Annotated in this window: 23 protein-coding genes; 22 read left to right on the forward strand and 1 reads right to left on the reverse strand. The window is 66.7% G+C overall.

The window, feature by feature from the left end:
• Window positions 1–99: 99 nt before the first annotated feature.
• The 20 genes from rplN (at window position 100) to truA (ending at window position 11,913) form a co-directional block, all read left to right on the forward strand.
• Window positions 100–468, forward strand: coding sequence for a 50S ribosomal protein L14 (rplN, locus tag IEY91_RS29870; protein WP_003974257.1), 369 nt, complete (start codon window positions 100–102; stop codon window positions 466–468).
• A gap of 2 nt (window positions 469–470) precedes the next feature.
• Window positions 471–794 carry a 50S ribosomal protein L24 gene (gene rplX, locus IEY91_RS29875; RefSeq protein WP_164321733.1) on the forward strand — a complete coding sequence of 108 codons (324 nt, stop codon included), beginning with the start codon at window positions 471–473 and terminating at the stop codon, window positions 792–794.
• Entirely contained in the window at window positions 794–1,351 is a 558-nt protein-coding gene (gene rplE, locus IEY91_RS29880; RefSeq protein WP_164321731.1) for a 50S ribosomal protein L5, read from the forward strand. Before rplX ends, rplE begins: the two co-directional genes overlap by 1 nt.
• A 5-nt stretch (window positions 1,352–1,356) precedes the next feature.
• Window positions 1,357–1,542 (forward strand): type Z 30S ribosomal protein S14, encoded by a 186-nt coding sequence (locus IEY91_RS29885; protein ID WP_003956452.1) that lies wholly within the window; start codon window positions 1,357–1,359, stop codon window positions 1,540–1,542.
• Window positions 1,543–1,767: 225 nt separating this feature from the next.
• Window positions 1,768–2,166, forward strand: coding sequence for a 30S ribosomal protein S8 (gene rpsH, locus IEY91_RS29890; protein WP_030359017.1), 399 nt, complete (start codon window positions 1,768–1,770; stop codon window positions 2,164–2,166).
• Window positions 2,167–2,190: 24 nt separating this feature from the next.
• Complete coding sequence (gene rplF / locus IEY91_RS29895) at window positions 2,191–2,730, forward strand: 50S ribosomal protein L6 (RefSeq protein ID WP_164321728.1); 540 nt, start codon at window positions 2,191–2,193, stop codon at window positions 2,728–2,730.
• Between the two features lie 3 nt (window positions 2,731–2,733).
• Window positions 2,734–3,117, forward strand: coding sequence for a 50S ribosomal protein L18 (rplR, locus tag IEY91_RS29900; RefSeq protein WP_058848125.1), 384 nt, complete (start codon window positions 2,734–2,736; stop codon window positions 3,115–3,117).
• Between the two features lie 38 nt (window positions 3,118–3,155).
• Window positions 3,156–3,761, forward strand: a complete 606-nt coding sequence (rpsE, locus tag IEY91_RS29905) for a 30S ribosomal protein S5 (RefSeq protein ID WP_006376045.1) — start codon at window positions 3,156–3,158, stop codon at window positions 3,759–3,761.
• Between the two features lie 2 nt (window positions 3,762–3,763).
• Window positions 3,764–3,946, forward strand: a complete 183-nt coding sequence (gene rpmD, locus IEY91_RS29910; protein ID WP_005481207.1) for a 50S ribosomal protein L30 — start codon at window positions 3,764–3,766, stop codon at window positions 3,944–3,946.
• Window positions 3,947–3,948: 2 nt separating this feature from the next.
• Window positions 3,949–4,404 carry a 50S ribosomal protein L15 gene (gene rplO, locus IEY91_RS29915; protein WP_164321726.1) on the forward strand — a complete coding sequence of 152 codons (456 nt, stop codon included), beginning with the start codon at window positions 3,949–3,951 and terminating at the stop codon, window positions 4,402–4,404.
• A 235-nt stretch (window positions 4,405–4,639) separates the two neighbouring features.
• Complete coding sequence (gene secY / locus IEY91_RS29920; protein ID WP_164321724.1) at window positions 4,640–5,953, forward strand: preprotein translocase subunit SecY; 1,314 nt, start codon at window positions 4,640–4,642, stop codon at window positions 5,951–5,953.
• Complete coding sequence (locus tag IEY91_RS29925; protein ID WP_164321722.1) at window positions 5,953–6,606, forward strand: adenylate kinase; 654 nt, start codon at window positions 5,953–5,955, stop codon at window positions 6,604–6,606. The genes secY and IEY91_RS29925 overlap by 1 nt, the downstream gene beginning before the upstream one ends.
• 98 nt (window positions 6,607–6,704) lie before the next feature.
• Entirely contained in the window at window positions 6,705–7,541 is an 837-nt protein-coding gene (map, locus tag IEY91_RS29930) for a type I methionyl aminopeptidase (RefSeq protein ID WP_164321720.1), read from the forward strand.
• 171 nt (window positions 7,542–7,712) lie between these two features.
• Window positions 7,713–7,934, forward strand: coding sequence for a translation initiation factor IF-1 (gene infA, locus IEY91_RS29935; RefSeq protein WP_003948620.1), 222 nt, complete (start codon window positions 7,713–7,715; stop codon window positions 7,932–7,934).
• A gap of 57 nt (window positions 7,935–7,991) precedes the next feature.
• Window positions 7,992–8,105, forward strand: a complete 114-nt coding sequence (gene rpmJ, locus IEY91_RS29940; RefSeq protein WP_003948619.1) for a 50S ribosomal protein L36 — start codon at window positions 7,992–7,994, stop codon at window positions 8,103–8,105.
• Window positions 8,106–8,298: 193 nt separating this feature from the next.
• Window positions 8,299–8,679, forward strand: coding sequence for a 30S ribosomal protein S13 (rpsM, locus tag IEY91_RS29945; RefSeq protein WP_164321718.1), 381 nt, complete (start codon window positions 8,299–8,301; stop codon window positions 8,677–8,679).
• 65 nt (window positions 8,680–8,744) lie between these two features.
• On the forward strand, window positions 8,745–9,149 hold the full coding sequence (gene rpsK / locus IEY91_RS29950) for a 30S ribosomal protein S11 (RefSeq protein ID WP_003948617.1): 405 nt from the start codon (window positions 8,745–8,747) through the stop codon (window positions 9,147–9,149).
• Window positions 9,150–9,295: 146 nt separating this feature from the next.
• Window positions 9,296–10,318: a DNA-directed RNA polymerase subunit alpha gene (locus IEY91_RS29955; RefSeq protein ID WP_016645160.1), complete on the forward strand. Its 1,023-nt coding sequence runs from the start codon at window positions 9,296–9,298 to the stop codon at window positions 10,316–10,318.
• A 137-nt stretch (window positions 10,319–10,455) separates the two neighbouring features.
• Entirely contained in the window at window positions 10,456–10,968 is a 513-nt protein-coding gene (gene rplQ, locus IEY91_RS29960) for a 50S ribosomal protein L17 (RefSeq protein ID WP_164321716.1), read from the forward strand.
• A 75-nt stretch (window positions 10,969–11,043) separates the two neighbouring features.
• Entirely contained in the window at window positions 11,044–11,913 is an 870-nt protein-coding gene (truA, locus tag IEY91_RS29965; RefSeq protein WP_189176341.1) for a tRNA pseudouridine(38-40) synthase TruA, read from the forward strand.
• 60 nt (window positions 11,914–11,973) lie between these two features.
• Here the strand turns inward: truA and IEY91_RS29970 are convergent, their stop codons facing one another.
• The gene (locus tag IEY91_RS29970) at window positions 11,974–12,822 is read right to left on the reverse strand and encodes a hypothetical protein (protein WP_164321712.1); all 849 of its coding nucleotides are present in this window, start codon (window positions 12,820–12,822) and stop codon (window positions 11,974–11,976) included.
• Between the two features lie 74 nt (window positions 12,823–12,896).
• Here IEY91_RS29970 and IEY91_RS29975 point away from each other — a divergent pair, with 74 nt between their 5' ends.
• Together IEY91_RS29975 and rplM are read left to right on the forward strand one after the other, a co-directional pair.
• Window positions 12,897–14,192, forward strand: coding sequence for a glycosyltransferase 87 family protein (locus tag IEY91_RS29975; protein ID WP_189176342.1), 1,296 nt, complete (start codon window positions 12,897–12,899; stop codon window positions 14,190–14,192).
• Window positions 14,193–14,573: 381 nt separating this feature from the next.
• A complete protein-coding gene (gene rplM, locus IEY91_RS29980; protein WP_189176343.1) occupies window positions 14,574–15,017 on the forward strand; it encodes a 50S ribosomal protein L13 in 444 nt (147 codons plus the stop codon).
• Window positions 15,018–15,041 lie beyond the last annotated feature (24 nt).

Raw genomic sequence — 15,041 nt, forward strand, 5'->3', positions numbered from 1 at the left:
GGGTTTCCCCTCGGATCAGTTCCGCCAGGCTCGGTGGGGGCGGTCTCCCGTAAGGGACAAGCCCCCGCCGGGAACCGGCAGACAAATCAGGAGATAGACGTGATCCAGCAGGAGTCGCGACTTCGCGTCGCCGACAACACGGGTGCGAAGGAAATTCTCACCATTCGTGTTCTCGGTGGCTCGGGTCGCCGCTACGCGGGCATCGGTGACGTCATCGTCGCCACCGTCAAGGACGCGATCCCCGGTGGCAACGTGAAGAAGGGTGACGTCGTCAAGGCGGTCATCGTTCGCACCGTCAAGGAGCGCCGCCGTCCGGACGGCTCGTACATCCGCTTCGACGAGAACGCCGCCGTCATTCTGAAGAACGACGGCGACCCTCGCGGCACCCGTATCTTCGGCCCGGTCGGCCGTGAGCTGCGCGAGAAGAAGTTCATGAAGATCATCTCGCTCGCGCCGGAGGTGCTGTAAGCATGAAGATCAAGAAGGGCGACCTGGTCCAGGTCATCACCGGTAAGGACAAGGGCAAGCAGGGCAAGGTCATTGCCGCTTACCCGCGCGAGGAGCGCGTCCTGGTCGAGGGTGTCAACCGGGTCAAGAAGCACACGAAGGCCGGTCCGACCGCCAGCGGTTCGCAGGCCGGCGGCATCGTGACCACCGAAGCCCCTGTTCACGTGAGCAACGTTCAGCTCGTCGTGGAGAAGGACGGCAACAAGGTCGTCACGCGTGTCGGTTTCCGCTTCGACGAAGACGGCAACAAGATCCGCGTTGCCAAGCGGACGGGTGAGGACATCTGATGACGACCACCACCACTCCGCGCTTGAAGACGAAGTACCGCGAGGAGATCACGGGCAAGCTGCAGGAGGAGTTCTCGTACGAGAACGTCATGCAGATCCCCGGTCTCGTCAAGATCGTGGTGAACATGGGTGTCGGCGACGCCGCCCGTGACTCCAAGCTCATGGACGGTGCCGTCCGTGACCTGACCACGATCACCGGTCAGAAGCCGGCCATCACCAAGGCCCGGAAGTCCATCGCGCAGTTCAAGCTGCGTGAGGGTCAGCCGATCGGTGCCCACGTCACGCTCCGTGGCGACCGCATGTGGGAGTTCCTGGACCGCACCCTGTCGCTCGCGCTGCCGCGCATCCGCGACTTCCGCGGTCTGTCCCCCAAGCAGTTCGACGGCCGTGGCAACTACACCTTCGGTCTCACGGAGCAGGTCATGTTCCACGAGATCGACCAGGACAAGATCGACCGTGTCCGGGGTATGGACATCACCGTGGTCACCACGGCGACCAACGACGCTGAGGGCCGGGCGCTCCTTCGTCACCTCGGCTTCCCGTTCAAGGAGGCGTAAGCGAGATGGCGAAGAAGGCTCTGATTGCCAAGGCTGCTCGTAAGCCCAAGTTCGGTGTGCGTGCGTACACCCGCTGCCAGCGCTGCGGCCGTCCGCACTCCGTGTACCGCAAGTTCGGCCTGTGCCGCGTGTGCCTTCGTGAGATGGCTCACCGTGGCGAGCTGCCGGGCGTGACCAAGAGCTCCTGGTAACTCCCTTCTGTCCTTAGGACATTGGGGATTACCAGAGGCTCTCGGTAAGCAATGAGGTTGGTGGGTGGCCCACCGCACATGCCTTAGGCTTGTGTGGTTGGGCGCCTGCCGCCCTCGTACGACTTACTACGCCGTAGGTCCCCGCACCGCACCCGTCCCGCCTCTGAGTGGGGAGAGGGATGGCGCATACAGGAAACCCCGGCGAGAGAGGCCGAAGGCCAATTCATGACCATGACTGATCCGATCGCAGACATGCTTACGCGTCTGCGGAACGCGAACTCGGCGTACCACGACTCCGTGGCGATGCCGCACAGCAAGATCAAGTCGCACATCGCGGAGATCCTCCAGCAGGAGGGCTTCATCACGGGCTGGAAGGTCGAGGACGCCGAGGTCGGCAAGAACCTCGTTCTCGAGCTCAAGTTCGGTCCGAACCGTGAGCGCTCCATCGCGGGCATCAAGCGGATCTCGAAGCCGGGTCTGCGCGTGTACGCGAAGTCCACCAACCTGCCGAAGGTGCTCGGCGGCCTGGGCGTGGCGATCATCTCCACGTCGCACGGTCTGCTCACCGGCCAGCAGGCGGGCAAGAAGGGCGTGGGTGGGGAAGTCCTCGCCTACGTCTGGTAGCGGAAGGGAACGGAGGAAACAGCTATGTCGCGTATTGGCAAGCTCCCCATCACGGTTCCCGCCGGCGTGGACGTCACCATCGACGGCCAGACGGTCACGGTCAAGGGCTCTAAGGGCACCCTGACCCACACCGTCGTGGCGCCGATCGAGATCGCCAAGGGTGAGGACGGCGTCCTGAACGTCACCCGCCCCAACGACGAGCGTCAGAACAAGGCCCTGCACGGCCTGTCCCGCACGCTGGTGGCGAACATGATCACCGGCGTGACCACGGGTTACGTGAAGAAGCTCGAGATCAGCGGTGTCGGTTACCGCGTCCTGGCGAAGGGCTCCAACCTGGAGTTCTCGCTCGGCTACAGCCACCCGATCCTGGTCGAGGCGCCCGAGGGCATCTCGTTCAAGGTCGAATCGGCGACCAAGTTCTCGGTCGAGGGCATCGACAAGCAGAAGGTCGGCGAGGTTGCGGCCAACATCCGCAAGCTGCGCAAGCCTGACCCGTACAAGGCCAAGGGCGTCAAGTACGAAGGCGAAGTCATCCGCCGCAAGGTCGGAAAGGCGGGTAAGTAAGCCATGGCATACGGTGTCAAGATTGCTAAGGGCGACGCTTACAAGCGTGCTGCCATCAAGCGCCGTCACATTCGTATCCGGAAGCACATCTCCGGTACGGCCGAGCGTCCGCGCCTGGTCGTGACGCGCTCCAACCGCAACATCGTCGCCCAGGTCATCGACGACGTGAAGGGTCACACCCTCGCGTCGGCGTCCACCCTGGACACGACGATCCGTGGTGGCGAGGGCGACAAGTCGGCACAGGCCAAGCAGGTCGGCGCCCTGGTCGCCGAGCGCGCCAAGGCCGCCGGTGTCGAGGCTGTCGTATTCGACCGTGGTGGTAACCAGTACGCCGGGCGCATCGCCGCCCTGGCGGACGCCGCCCGCGAAGCCGGGCTCAAGTTCTGAGCCGCTTCCGTAGCTAGCGGAAAGAGAGAGGTAATCCAATGGCTGGACCCCAGCGCCGTGGAAGCGGTGCCGGTGGCGGCGAGCGGCGGGACCGGAAGGGCCGTGACGGCGGCGCAGCTGCCGCCGAGAAGACCGCGTACGTTGAGCGCGTTGTCGCGATCAACCGCGTCGCCAAGGTTGTGAAGGGTGGTCGTCGCTTCAGCTTCACTGCGCTCGTCGTAGTGGGCGATGGTGACGGCACCGTCGGTGTCGGTTACGGCAAGGCCAAGGAGGTGCCGGCCGCCATCGCCAAGGGTGTTGAGGAGGCCAAGAAGCACTTCTTCAAGGTCCCCCGTATCCAGGGCACCATCCCGCACCCGATCACGGGCGAGAAGGCCGCGGGCGTCGTCCTGCTCAAGCCTGCTTCCCCCGGTACCGGCGTTATCGCCGGTGGCCCGGTGCGTGCTGTCCTGGAGTGCGCCGGCGTTCACGACATCCTGTCGAAGTCGCTCGGCTCGTCCAACGCGATCAACATCGTGCACGCGACCGTGGCGGCCCTCAAGGGCCTGCAGCGTCCCGAGGAGATCGCGGCTCGCCGTGGTCTGCCGCTCGAGGACGTCGCCCCCGCGGCTCTCCTGCGTGCACGTGCGGGAGCGGGTGCGTAATCATGGCTCAGCTCAAGATCACGCAGACGAAGTCGTACATCGGCAGCAAGCAGAACCACCGCGACACCCTGCGCTCCCTTGGTCTCAAGGGCATCAACACGCAGGTCGTCAAGGAGGATCGTCCCGAGTTCCGCGGCATGGTGCACACCGTCCGCCACCTCGTGACGGTCGAGGAGGTCGACTGATCATGGCGGAGAACAACCCGCTCAAGATCCACAACCTCCGTCCCGCCCCCGGCGCCAAGACCGCGAAGACCCGTGTCGGTCGTGGTGAGGCGTCGAAGGGTAAGACGGCCGGTCGTGGTACCAAGGGCACCAAGGCCCGTTACCAGGTTCCGGAGCGCTTCGAGGGCGGGCAGATGCCCCTCCACATGCGTCTCCCGAAGCTGAAGGGCTTCAAGAACCCGTTCAAGACCGAGTTCCAGGTCGTCAACCTGGACAAGCTCGTCGCCCTCTACCCCGAGGGTGGCGAGGTCACGGTGGCCGATCTGGTCGCCAAGGGCGCCGTTCGCAAGAACAGCCTTGTCAAGGTCCTCGGCCAGGGTGAGGTCACCGTGGCGCTGCAGGTGACGGTTGACGCCGTCTCCGGCTCCGCCAAGGAGAAGATCACCGCCGCCGGCGGTACCGTCACCGAGCTCGTCTGAATTTCCCAGGCGTCTCGATGACTTGAGCGATCCCGACCGGGGATGCCCCACAAAAGGGGCATCCCCGGTTGGTCGTTCCAAGGGGGGCACGGTCGCCGGTAAGGTGGCGTGCACTGTTAACTTTCCGCGCGGTCTGTCCTCGCGACAGGGCGTGCGGTCTTGCCTGTTACGTACTTATCCGTCGGACTCACCACCGTCACCTCTACGCAGTAGCGCGGGGGTCGCAGGAGGCACCGTGCTCACCGCGTTCGCCCGGGCGTTCAAGACGCCCGACCTGCGCAAGAAGCTGCTCTTCACGCTCGGCATCATCGTGATCTACCGGCTCGGGACACACATCCCGATCCCCGGGGTCGACTACACGAATGTCCAGAAGTGCATTGACCAGGCGAACGCCAACCAGGGCCTGTTCGGTCTGGTCAACATGTTCAGCGGTGGCGCACTGCTGCAGATCACGATCTTCGCGCTCGGGATCATGCCGTACATCACCGCGAGCATCATTCTGCAGCTCCTGACCGTGGTGATCCCGCGCCTGGAAGCCCTCAAGAAGGAGGGCCAGGCCGGCACGGCCAAGATCACGCAGTACACGCGTTATCTGACCATCGCGCTCGCGATCCTGCAGGGCACCGGTCTGGTCGCCACCGCGCGCACCGGCACGCTGTTCAGCGGCTGCTCGGTCGCCTCGGAGATCGTGCCCGACCAGACGATCTTCGTGACCATCACCATGGTCGTCACCATGACCGCGGGAACGGCCTGTGTGATGTGGCTCGGTGAGCTCATCACCGACCGCGGCATCGGCAACGGCATGTCGATCCTGATGTTCATCTCGATCGCCGCCACCTTCCCCGCCGCCCTGTGGGGCATCAAGAAGCAGGGTGACCTGGCGGGCGGCTGGATCGAGTTCGGCACCGTGATCCTGGTCGGTCTGTTCATGGTCGGCCTGGTCGTCTTCGTCGAGCAGGCCCAGCGCCGCATCCCGGTCCAGTACGCGAAGCGAATGATCGGCCGCCGGTCCTACGGGGGTACGTCGACGTACATCCCCCTGAAGGTCAATCAGGCGGGCATCATCCCTGTGATCTTCGCCTCTTCGCTGCTCTACATTCCCGCGCTGGTGGCCCAGTTCGCGGGTGGGCAGTCCAGCTGGAAGACCTGGATCGAGCAGAACCTGACCAAGGGTGACCACCCGATTTACATCGTCACCTACTTCGTCCTGATCGTTTTCTTCGCCTTCTTCTACGTGGCGATCTCCTTCAACCCGGAGGAAGTCGCGGACAACATGAAGAAGTATGGTGGCTTCATCCCGGGCATCCGGGCTGGCCGCCCGACCGCTGAGTACTTGAGCTACGTACTCAACAGGATCACGTGGCCGGGCTCGCTGTATCTGGGTCTGATCGCTCTTGTGCCAACGATGGCGTTGGTGGGCTTCGGGGCCAACCAGAACTTCCCGTTCGGCGGGACGAGCATCCTGATCATCGTGGGTGTGGGTCTGGAGACCGTGAAGCAGATCGAGAGCCAGCTCCAGCAGCGCAATTACGAAGGGTTCCTCCGCTGATGCGAATCGTCCTCGTCGGGCCGCCCGGTGCCGGCAAGGGAACGCAGGCCGCGTTCCTTGCCAAGAACCTGTCGATCCCGCACATCTCCACGGGCGACCTCTTCAGGGCCAACATCAGCCAGCAGACCGAGCTGGGCAAGCTGGCCAAGTCCTACATGGATGCCGGAAACCTGGTCCCCGACGAGGTCACCATCGGGATGGCCAAGGACCGCATGGAGCAGCCCGACGCGGAGAACGGTTTCCTCCTCGACGGCTTCCCGCGCAATGTGTCGCAGGCCGAGGCGCTCGACGAGATGCTGAAGACCGAGGGCATGAAGCTGGACGGCGTCCTGGACCTCGAGGTCCCCGAGGACGAGGTCGTCAAGCGCATCGCGGGCCGGCGCATCTGCCGCAAGGACTCCAGCCACGTCTTCCACGTGACGTACAGCAAGCCGAAGACGGACGGCGTCTGCGACGTGTGCGGCGGCGAGCTGTACCAGCGCGAGGACGACTCCGAGGACACCGTCCGCAAGCGGCTCGAGGTCTACCACACGCAGACCGAGCCGATCATCGACTACTACAAGGCCCAGGGCCTGGTCGTGACGATCTCGGCCCTCGGCAAGGTGGACGAGGTCACGAAGCGCGCGATGGCAGCCCTTCAGGGCGACGCGTAGTCATCAGTACGTCGCTTCGGCCGCGGTGCCCGTCCTGGGCGCCGCGGCCGTAGTGTTGTGTACCCAACGGTTGTAGGAAGACGGAGAGCGGAAGCCCGATGGTGCAGATCAAGACTCCCGAGCAGATCGCCAAGATGCGGGCGGCGGGGCTTGTCGTGGCCGCCATGCACAAGGCCACGCGTGAGGCGGCCGTGCCGGGTGCCACCACGAAGGACCTCGACGACGTGGCCCGCAAGGTGCTCGCCGAGCACGACGCCAAGCCGAACTTCCTCGGGTACGGCGGCTTCCCCGCGACCATCTGCACCTCCAAGAACGAGGTCGTCGTCCACGGCATCCCGAGCGAGGACGTGGTCCTCCAGGACGGCGACATCATCTCGATCGACGCCGGCGCGATCATCGACGGCTGGCACGGCGACGCGGCGTACACGGCCTTCGTGGGCAGTGGTCACGCCCCGGAGCTGATCGAGCTCTCCCGGGTGACCGAGGAGTCGATGTGGGCCGGGATCGCGGCCATGAAGCTGGGGAACCGGCTCGTCGACATCTCCCGCGCCATCGAGACGTACATCCGCCGCCAGCCCCGCCCGGCCCGCGGCAAGTACGGGATCATCGAGGACTACGGCGGCCACGGCATCGGCACCGAGATGCACATGGACCCGCACCTGCTGAACTACGTGGAGCGCCGCCGCGGCCGCGGCCCCAAGCTGGTGCCCGGCATCTGCCTCGCCATCGAGCCGATGGTGTCCCTCGGCACCGCGAAGACCGAGGTCCTCGAGGACGACTGGACGGTCATCACGACGGACGGCACCTGGTCCTCGCACTGGGAGCACTCCATCGCCCTGACCGAGGAGGGCCCCCTGGTCCTCACCGCCCCCGACGGTGGCAAGGCGAAGCTGGCCGAGTACGGGATCACGGCGGCGCCCGATCCGCTGGGCTGAGTCGTAGGGTCCCTGACCGCGCAGTTGCTTAAGGATCTTCGTTGCCGGGCAGTCATACCCGATTCGTCTTTCCGAGTGCACTGACGTAGACTGACGCGTCGGCTCTCGTGCATTCGCATGTCTGCGTAACGTCGCGGAGTCGATCAAGGTAGTCGATTCGAAGGGCGAAGCGTGGCCAAGAAGCAAGGTGCCATCGAGATCGAAGGCACTGTCGTCGAGTCTCTTCCGAACGCCATGTTCAAGGTGGAGCTCCAGAACGGCCACCAGGTCCTGGCACACATCAGCGGCAAGATGCGCATGCACTACATCCGCATCCTCCCTGACGACCGGGTCGTGGTGGAGTTGTCTCCGTACGACCTGACGCGTGGCCGGATCGTCTACCGGTACAAGTAGATCTTGCCCGCACCCCGCTCAGGCGAGGTGTTGGCACTGACCCGGAGAACCTCACAAATGAAGGTCAAGCCGAGCGTCAAGAAGATCTGCGACAAGTGCAGGGTGATCCGCCGTCACGGCCGGGTCATGATCATTTGCGACAACCCGCGCCACAAGCAGCGCCAGGGCTGACGCACGTACTGCATTCGCAGATTTTCGCGCGACGCACGTAAAAGCACATATGCAGGACCCGTCCCTCTTCAGATCCATTCGCAGGTAATGGAGGGCGACACCCCCGGTCGGAGGCCGGGGACCCAGGATGTACCTCGTACGGCACCTGGGAGCGGTTCTGCTGAAGACCTCCGAGTATCAACAGGAGCCATGAATGGCACGCGTTGAAGGCGTTGACCTCCCGCGCGACAAGCGCATCGAGGTCGCGCTCACGTATGTGTTCGGCATCGGCCGGACGCTGTCCCAGCAGACGCTGGACTCCACCGGTATCGACCGCAACACCCGCGTTCGCGACCTGTCCGAAGAGGACCTGGTCAAGATCCGCGAGTACGTGGACCAGAACGTCAAGACCGAGGGTGACCTCCGTCGCGAGATTCAGGCCGACATCCGCCGCAAGGTCGAGATCGGCTGCTACCAGGGCCTGCGTCACCGCCGTGGCCTGCCCGTCCGCGGTCAGCGCACCAGCACCAACGCCCGCACCCGCAAGGGCCCGCGTCGCGCCATCGCCGGTAAGAAGAAGCCGGGCAAGAAGTAGTCCTCGCTCAGCGGTCTATCGACAGCTGTTGCTGCAGGACCGACCACCTCCCGTAGGAGATACAGATGCCCCCCAAGGGTCGTCAGGGCGCTGCCAAGAAGGTGCGCCGCAAGGAAAAGAAGAACGTCGCTCACGGCCACGCGCACATCAAGAGCACGTTCAACAACACGATCGTCTCGATCACGGACCCCACGGGCAACGTGATCTCCTGGGCCTCCGCCGGCCACGTCGGCTTCAAGGGCTCGCGCAAGTCGACTCCGTTCGCCGCGCAGATGGCCGCCGAGTCGGCCGCGCGTCGCGCGCAGGAGCACGGCATGCGCAAGGTCGACGTCTTCGTCAAGGGTCCCGGCTCCGGCCGTGAGACCGCGATCCGCTCCCTCCAGGCCACGGGCCTCGAGGTCGGTTCGATCCAGGACGTCACCCCCACCCCGCACAACGGCTGCCGTCCGCCGAAGCGCCGCCGCGTCTGACGTATTTCTACGTCTGACCTGGTGCCGCTCGTGCGGTTGCCTTGAGGATTCGGGCGGTACGTACCCTTCGGGGGCCGTACCGCCCGTACCCTTGTCATTGCAGTAGGGCGTCAAATAGCGGGCGCCCATGACTGAAGGATCGCAACATGCTGATTGCTCAGCGTCCCTCGTTGACCGAAGAGGTCGTCGACGAATTCCGCTCCCGGTTCGTGATCGAGCCGCTGGAGCCGGGCTTCGGCTACACCCTCGGCAACTCCCTCCGCCGGACTCTTCTGTCCTCGATCCCGGGTGCGGCCGTCACGTCCATCCGGATCGACGGTGTCCTGCACGAGTTCACCACCGTGCCGGGCGTCAAGGAAGACGTCACCGACCTCATCCTCAACATCAAGCAGCTCGTCGTCTCCTCGGAGCACGACGAGCCGGTCGTGATGTACCTGCGCAAGCAGGGCCCGGGTCTGGTCACCGCCGCCGACATCGCGCCCCCGGCCGGTGTCGAGGTGCACAACCCCGACCTCGTCCTCGCCACGCTCAACGGCAAGGGCAAGCTGGAGATGGAGCTGACCGTCGAGCGCGGTCGCGGCTACGTCTCCGCCGTGCAGAACAAGCAGGTCGGCCAGGAGATCGGCCGCATCCCGGTCGACTCGATCTACTCGCCGGTGCTGAAGGTCACGTACAAGGTCGAGGCCACGCGTGTCGAGCAGCGCACCGACTTCGACAAGCTGATCGTCGACGTCGAGACCAAGCAGGCCATGCGGCCGCGTGACGCCATGGCGTCCGCCGGTAAGACGCTGGTCGAGCTGTTCGGTCTGGCCCGCGAGCTCAACATCGACGCCGAGGGCATCGACATGGGTCCGTCCCCGACGGACGCCGCGCTCGCCGCTGATCTGGCGCTGCCGATCGAGGAGCTCGAGCTCACCGTTCGGTCGTACAACTGCCTCAAGCGTGAGGGCATCCACTCCGTGGGTGAGCTCGTCGCTCGCTCCGAGGCCGACCTCCTCGACATTCGCAACTTCGGTGCGAAGTCCATCGACGAGGTCAAGATGAAGCTCAACGGGATGGGTCTGGCCCTCAAGGACAGCCCGCCCGGATTCGACCCGACCGCTGCGGCCGACGCCTTCGGCGCCGACGACGACGCGGACGCCGGTTTCGTCGAGACCGAGCAGTACTAGGCGCTCCGCGCTTAGGACGGATTTTGGCTGCGGGACCGTTGTGGCTGGTCGCGCAGTTCCCCGCGCCCCTTACGGGGCGCGGGTACCGCTGACCCCGGTACCTGATACGGCCGGGGCAGATCACTAGGAGAAACACCATGCCGAAGCCTGCCAAGGGTGCCCGTATGGGCGGCAGTGCCGCGCACGAGAAGCTGATGCTGGCGAACCTCGCCAAGGATCTCTTCGAGCACGGCCGCATCACCACCACCGAGGCCAAGGCCCGTCGTCTGCGTCCCTACGCGGAGCGTCTGGTCACCAAGGCGAAGAAGGGCGACCTTCACAACCGCCGTCAGGTCCTCCAGGTCATCTCCGACAAGAGCATCGTCCACACGCTCTTCACCGAGATCGGCCCGCGCTACGAGAACCGCCCGGGTGGCTACACCCGCATCACCAAGATCGGTAACCGCCGTGGCGACAACGCGCCCATGGCCGTCATCGAGCTGGTGGAGGCCCTGACCGTGGCCCAGGCGGCCACCGGTGAGGCCGAGGCGGCCACCAAGCGTGCCGTCAAGGAAGACGCCCTGAAGAAGGACGACGCTCCGGTCGAGAAGACCGAGGCCAAGTCCGACGAGGCCGTCGAGGCTCCCGCTGAGGAGTCCAAGGACGCCTGAGGCTCTGCCTAGCGTTTGAGCGGGTCCGCCCCCTTCGGGGCGGGCCCGCTTTCGTATGCCTGAGAGGATTGCGGTGTGAGTGAGCAAGTGGAGCCCGGGTTCGTCCGGGTGCGGCTCGATCTGAGCTACGACGGCAGGGACTTCTCCGGCTGGGCCAAGCAGCGCCAGGGCCAGCGGACCGTCCAGGGCGAGATCGAGGACGCGTTGCGTACGGTGACGCGGTCGCGGGAGACGTACGAGCTGACCGTGGCCGGGCGGACCGACAGCGGGGTGCACGCCAGGGGACAGGTCGCGCACGTCGACCTGCCGGAGGGCGTGTGGGCCGAGCACCGGGACAAGCTGGTGCGGCGGCTCGCCGGACGGCTGCCGCACGATGTGCGGGTGTGGAAGGCCGAGGAGGCGCCCGCCGGGTTCAACGCGCGGTTCGCGGCGATCTGGCGGCGGTACGCGTACCGCGTGACCGACCACCCCGGCGGCGTCGACCCGCTGCTGCGCGGGCACGTGCTGTGGCACGACTGGACGCTGGACCTCGACGCCATGAACACCGCCGCCGAGGCGCTGCTCGGGGAGCACGACTTCGCCGCGTACTGCAAGCGGCGCGAGGGCGCCACGACCATTCGTACGCTGCAGGAGCTGCGCTGGGAGCGGCGGCCCGACGGGATTCTGGAGGCGACCGTGAAGGCGGACGCCTTCTGCCACAACATGGTGCGGTCGTTGGTCGGGGCGATGCTGTTCGTGGGGGACGGGCACCGGCCGCCGGACTGGCCGGGCAAGGTGCTCGCCGCCGGCGTGCGGGACTCGGCCGTGCACGTGGTGCGGCCGCACGGGCTGACGCTCGAGGAGGTCGGCTATCCGGCCGACGAGCTGCTCGCGGCGCGCAGCGTGGAGGCGCGCAACAAGCGGACGCTGCCCGGGGTTTCCTCCGGGGCGTCCGGGTGCTGCTGAGCGCCTCCGGCGGGGGCTGCTGAGGCTCCGGCCGGGCTCCCGCGGCCGCGGGCGGGGCTGCTACTCCGGGTTGTTGGCCGCCGCCGACGCCTGGGCCTCGCCCCGGCGGTTGATCTGGTGGAACGTGAAGCGGGCGAGGTCGTCGCCGACCTCGTACGCGCCCCGGTCCTTCGTCGTGACGTCCTTGCCGCTGAGGAAGCCGGTCGTCGTGAAGTACGCGTAGCGGCCGTAGGCGTTGTACGTGCCGCGGCAGACCGTCGTGCGGCAGAAACCGGACACGCCCTTGCCGGGCAGGGAGGTGATGAGGCCCTTGTCCGCCTGCTTCTTGGCCTTGGTGGCCTGCGCCTCGGTGTCGAAGACGGCGACGCCGACGGTGACCGCGATGCCCTTGCGGGCGTAGGTGGCGCGCAGCACCTCGGTGCACTTGTTCTTCGTCAGGATGTTGGCCAGAACCGGTTGGGCGACGGAGGCGCACTTCTTGGTGCTCGCCGTCGCGCCCTTCTTGTAGACGCGCTCCCCGGAGGTCAGCTTCGTGCCCGGGAAGAGGGACTCCGGGCCGAGCGGGGCCTTGTCCTTCTTGGCGCTGGAGATGTAGTCCTTCGGGTCCGGCGGGGGCGGGGGAGTGGTCGCCTCGAAGGACGGCGCCGGGTCCTTGCTGGCGCCTGGGATGTCCGCGCTGGTGGGCAGCTCGCCGGCGGGCTTGTTGGAGGCCGAGGCGTCGTCGCTGTTCGCGGAGACGACCGCGATGGCGACGGCTGCGGCGACGCCGATCGTGGCGAGTGCGCCGCCGCCGATCAGCAGCCACTTGCGGCGGCGGGCACGTGTCTCGGACGCTTCGGCGAGCGCCGCCCAGTCGGGGGTCTGCGAGCCCCCCGGACCCCACTGGGGTCCCCCTTGCCCAAAGCTCATGGGCCGCATCTTAGACGGGGCGGTGGGGATGTTGAGCCGGGGTCGGGGGGCGATCTCGGCCTAGCCTGATCGGCATGGATTCGGGCAAATCAGGCAGTGGCGGCTTTTCTGGTCTTGCCGGGTGGCTGGTGCGGCCCGCCGGGTGGCAGGCGTGGGCCGTGCTCGGGGTCGTCCTCGGGGCGGCGGCGCTGCGGATCGCGTACCGGGTGCCGGACGGCGGGATGGACAACGCGATCGTCGTGCGGGCGGCCGACGCGTGGCTCGACGGGCGGTCCCCGTACGCCGACCGGCACTTCCTCTATCTGCCGGGGGCCGTGCTCGCGGCGGTGCCGCAGGCGATGTTTCCGCAGGTGGGGCGGGTGCTCGTACCGGTGGGGGTGGTGGGGGCGCTGGCCTGTGGGTGGGCCTGTGCGCTGCGGATCCACGGCGTGGCCCTGCGGAGCCGGTTCGCTGTGCTCGGTCTGCTCGGGCTCGTCCTCGGGTTCGCGCCCTTCGTCCACCTTGTTGAGCTGGGGAACTGGACGGTGGCTTCGGCGGTGGCGCTGCCGGTGGCGTTGCTGTGCGTGTGCCGGGGGCGGTGGGTGGTCGCCGGGGCGGTGATCGGGGCCGCCGTCGCGGTCAAGCCGCTGCTTGTGCCGGTGCTGCTGCTTTTCGTGTTCGCGCGGAAGTGGCGGGCGCTGGGGGTGGCGGTTCTGGTGCCAGTGGTGGTGTCGGTGCTCGCTGCGCTGGTGCTGCCGGATCCCGGGGCCTTCTTCACGCGGACGCTGCCGTTTCTGCTGCGCGGGGAGGATCGGTTCGTGCGGCTGTACGAGGCGTCGCCTGCGGCTGTGCTGCCTCGGGTGGGGGTCCCTGCCGTGGTGGCGTCGCTGGTTTCTGTGGTGGGGGGTGTGGTGGGGGTGTGGTGTGCGTGGCGGAGGTGGCGGGCCCCTGGGCCTTGGGTGGGGGCGGAGGTCCCGTCGGCCGGGGGGCCTGAGGCCGGGCGGGTCGTCGAGACCGCGGCTGCGTTGATGCTGGCCGCGTTTCTCGTGTCCCGGCCTTCGTACGACCACTATCTGCTGGTCGTGCTGCCGTTGCTGCTCGCGGGGGCGCTTCGGGCGTCGTCCGTGGTGCGAGGGCCGTGGTTCTGGGTGGCGCTGGTGCCGCAGGTGCCGGGGTTTGTGTGGGTGGGGGTGGAGGTGCTGCCGCGGCGGGCCTTCAAGGACGCGTTCACGTTGTGCGTGCTTGCGGGGGTGGTGTTCTGGTGGTGTGCCGCCGTCGGGCGCCGTGGCGGGCCTGTCGGGCCGGCGTCTGTGCCGGCGCCGTCGGCTGGCGCTTCTGTGGCGGGGGAGTGGTCCCTGCCGGGGGCTCCCCAGTCCCGCCCCTTCCCGTAACCAGGGGGCTGCCGCCCCCTGGGCCCCCGCTTATCGGCCTGGACGGCCTCGTCCTCAAACGCCGGACGGGCTGAGTGGGGCGGGTGGTGGGGAGGGGGCAGCCCCGGTGTACGGGGTGTGATTGAGGCGGGAAACGGTGCCTGTTCGCCAAGGCGGGGGCCCCGTTTTGACCCGTACGGGGCACGGCGGGTATTCTTCCAGTTCGTTATGCGTATTGGCTTGGTCGTTCTCACGCGATGGGCCCTTACGCAAGTTCCCTGGAGCAGTTACCAGTGGCTCGCATACGGGCATCGTCCCGGCCTTTGTGAGCCCCAGCTGCATGATCGCTTCAGAGGATTCGTGTGTCTGGAACCCATCCACTGAAGAAGCGAAGGCTACGAAGTGCGTACGTACAGCCCTAAGCCCGGCGATGTCACTCGCCAGTGGCACGTGATCGACGCCCAGGACATCGTCCTCGGCCGTCTCGCGACCACTGCCGCCAGCATCCTGCGCGGCAAGCACAAGCCGATCTACGCGCCCCACGTTGACACCGGTGACTTCGTCATCATCATCAACGCCGACAAGGTGCACCTGTCCGGCAACAAGAAGACCCAGAAGATGGCCTACCGCCACTCTGGCTACCCGGGCGGCCTCCGTTCGGTCCGCTACGACGAGCTCCTCGAGAAGAACCCCGAGAAGGCCGTCGAGAAGGCCGTCAAGGGCATGCTCCCCAAGAACACCCTCGGCCGTCAGATGCTCTCGAAGCTGAAGGTCTACGCGGGCGACCAGCACCCGCACGGCGCTCAGCAGCCGGTCCCGTTCGAGATCACCCAGGTCGCGCAGTAGTTCCGGCCACCCCCTAAGACGAAA

This window comes from Streptomyces lasiicapitis (assembly GCF_014646335.1).
Lineage (GTDB): Bacteria > Actinomycetota > Actinomycetes > Streptomycetales > Streptomycetaceae > Streptomyces > Streptomyces lasiicapitis.

Excerpts from the sequence above, each read along its gene's own strand:
- rplX (WP_164321733.1), top strand. The coding sequence starts at position 471 with ATGAAGATCAAGAAGGGCGACCTGGTCCAGGTCATCACCGGTAAGGAC.
- rplE (WP_164321731.1), top strand. The coding sequence starts at position 794 with ATGACGACCACCACCACTCCGCGCTTGAAGACGAAGTACCGCGAGGAG.
- IEY91_RS29885 (WP_003956452.1), top strand. The coding sequence starts at position 1,357 with ATGGCGAAGAAGGCTCTGATTGCCAAGGCTGCTCGTAAGCCCAAGTTC.
- rpsH (WP_030359017.1), top strand. The coding sequence starts at position 1,768 with ATGACCATGACTGATCCGATCGCAGACATGCTTACGCGTCTGCGGAAC.
- rplF (WP_164321728.1), top strand. The coding sequence starts at position 2,191 with ATGTCGCGTATTGGCAAGCTCCCCATCACGGTTCCCGCCGGCGTGGAC.
- rplR (WP_058848125.1), top strand. The coding sequence starts at position 2,734 with ATGGCATACGGTGTCAAGATTGCTAAGGGCGACGCTTACAAGCGTGCT.
- rpsE (WP_006376045.1), top strand. The coding sequence starts at position 3,156 with ATGGCTGGACCCCAGCGCCGTGGAAGCGGTGCCGGTGGCGGCGAGCGG.
- rpmD (WP_005481207.1), top strand. The coding sequence starts at position 3,764 with ATGGCTCAGCTCAAGATCACGCAGACGAAGTCGTACATCGGCAGCAAG.
- rplO (WP_164321726.1), top strand. The coding sequence starts at position 3,949 with ATGGCGGAGAACAACCCGCTCAAGATCCACAACCTCCGTCCCGCCCCC.
- IEY91_RS29925 (WP_164321722.1), top strand. The coding sequence starts at position 5,953 with ATGCGAATCGTCCTCGTCGGGCCGCCCGGTGCCGGCAAGGGAACGCAG.
- map (WP_164321720.1), top strand. The coding sequence starts at position 6,705 with ATGGTGCAGATCAAGACTCCCGAGCAGATCGCCAAGATGCGGGCGGCG.
- rpmJ (WP_003948619.1), top strand. The coding sequence starts at position 7,992 with ATGAAGGTCAAGCCGAGCGTCAAGAAGATCTGCGACAAGTGCAGGGTG.
- rpsM (WP_164321718.1), top strand. The coding sequence starts at position 8,299 with ATGGCACGCGTTGAAGGCGTTGACCTCCCGCGCGACAAGCGCATCGAG.
- rpsK (WP_003948617.1), top strand. The coding sequence starts at position 8,745 with ATGCCCCCCAAGGGTCGTCAGGGCGCTGCCAAGAAGGTGCGCCGCAAG.
- IEY91_RS29955 (WP_016645160.1), top strand. The coding sequence starts at position 9,296 with ATGCTGATTGCTCAGCGTCCCTCGTTGACCGAAGAGGTCGTCGACGAA.
- rplQ (WP_164321716.1), top strand. The coding sequence starts at position 10,456 with ATGCCGAAGCCTGCCAAGGGTGCCCGTATGGGCGGCAGTGCCGCGCAC.
- IEY91_RS29970 (WP_164321712.1), bottom strand. The coding sequence starts at position 12,822 with ATGAGCTTTGGGCAAGGGGGACCCCAGTGGGGTCCGGGGGGCTCGCAG.
- IEY91_RS29975 (WP_189176342.1), top strand. The coding sequence starts at position 12,897 with ATGGATTCGGGCAAATCAGGCAGTGGCGGCTTTTCTGGTCTTGCCGGG.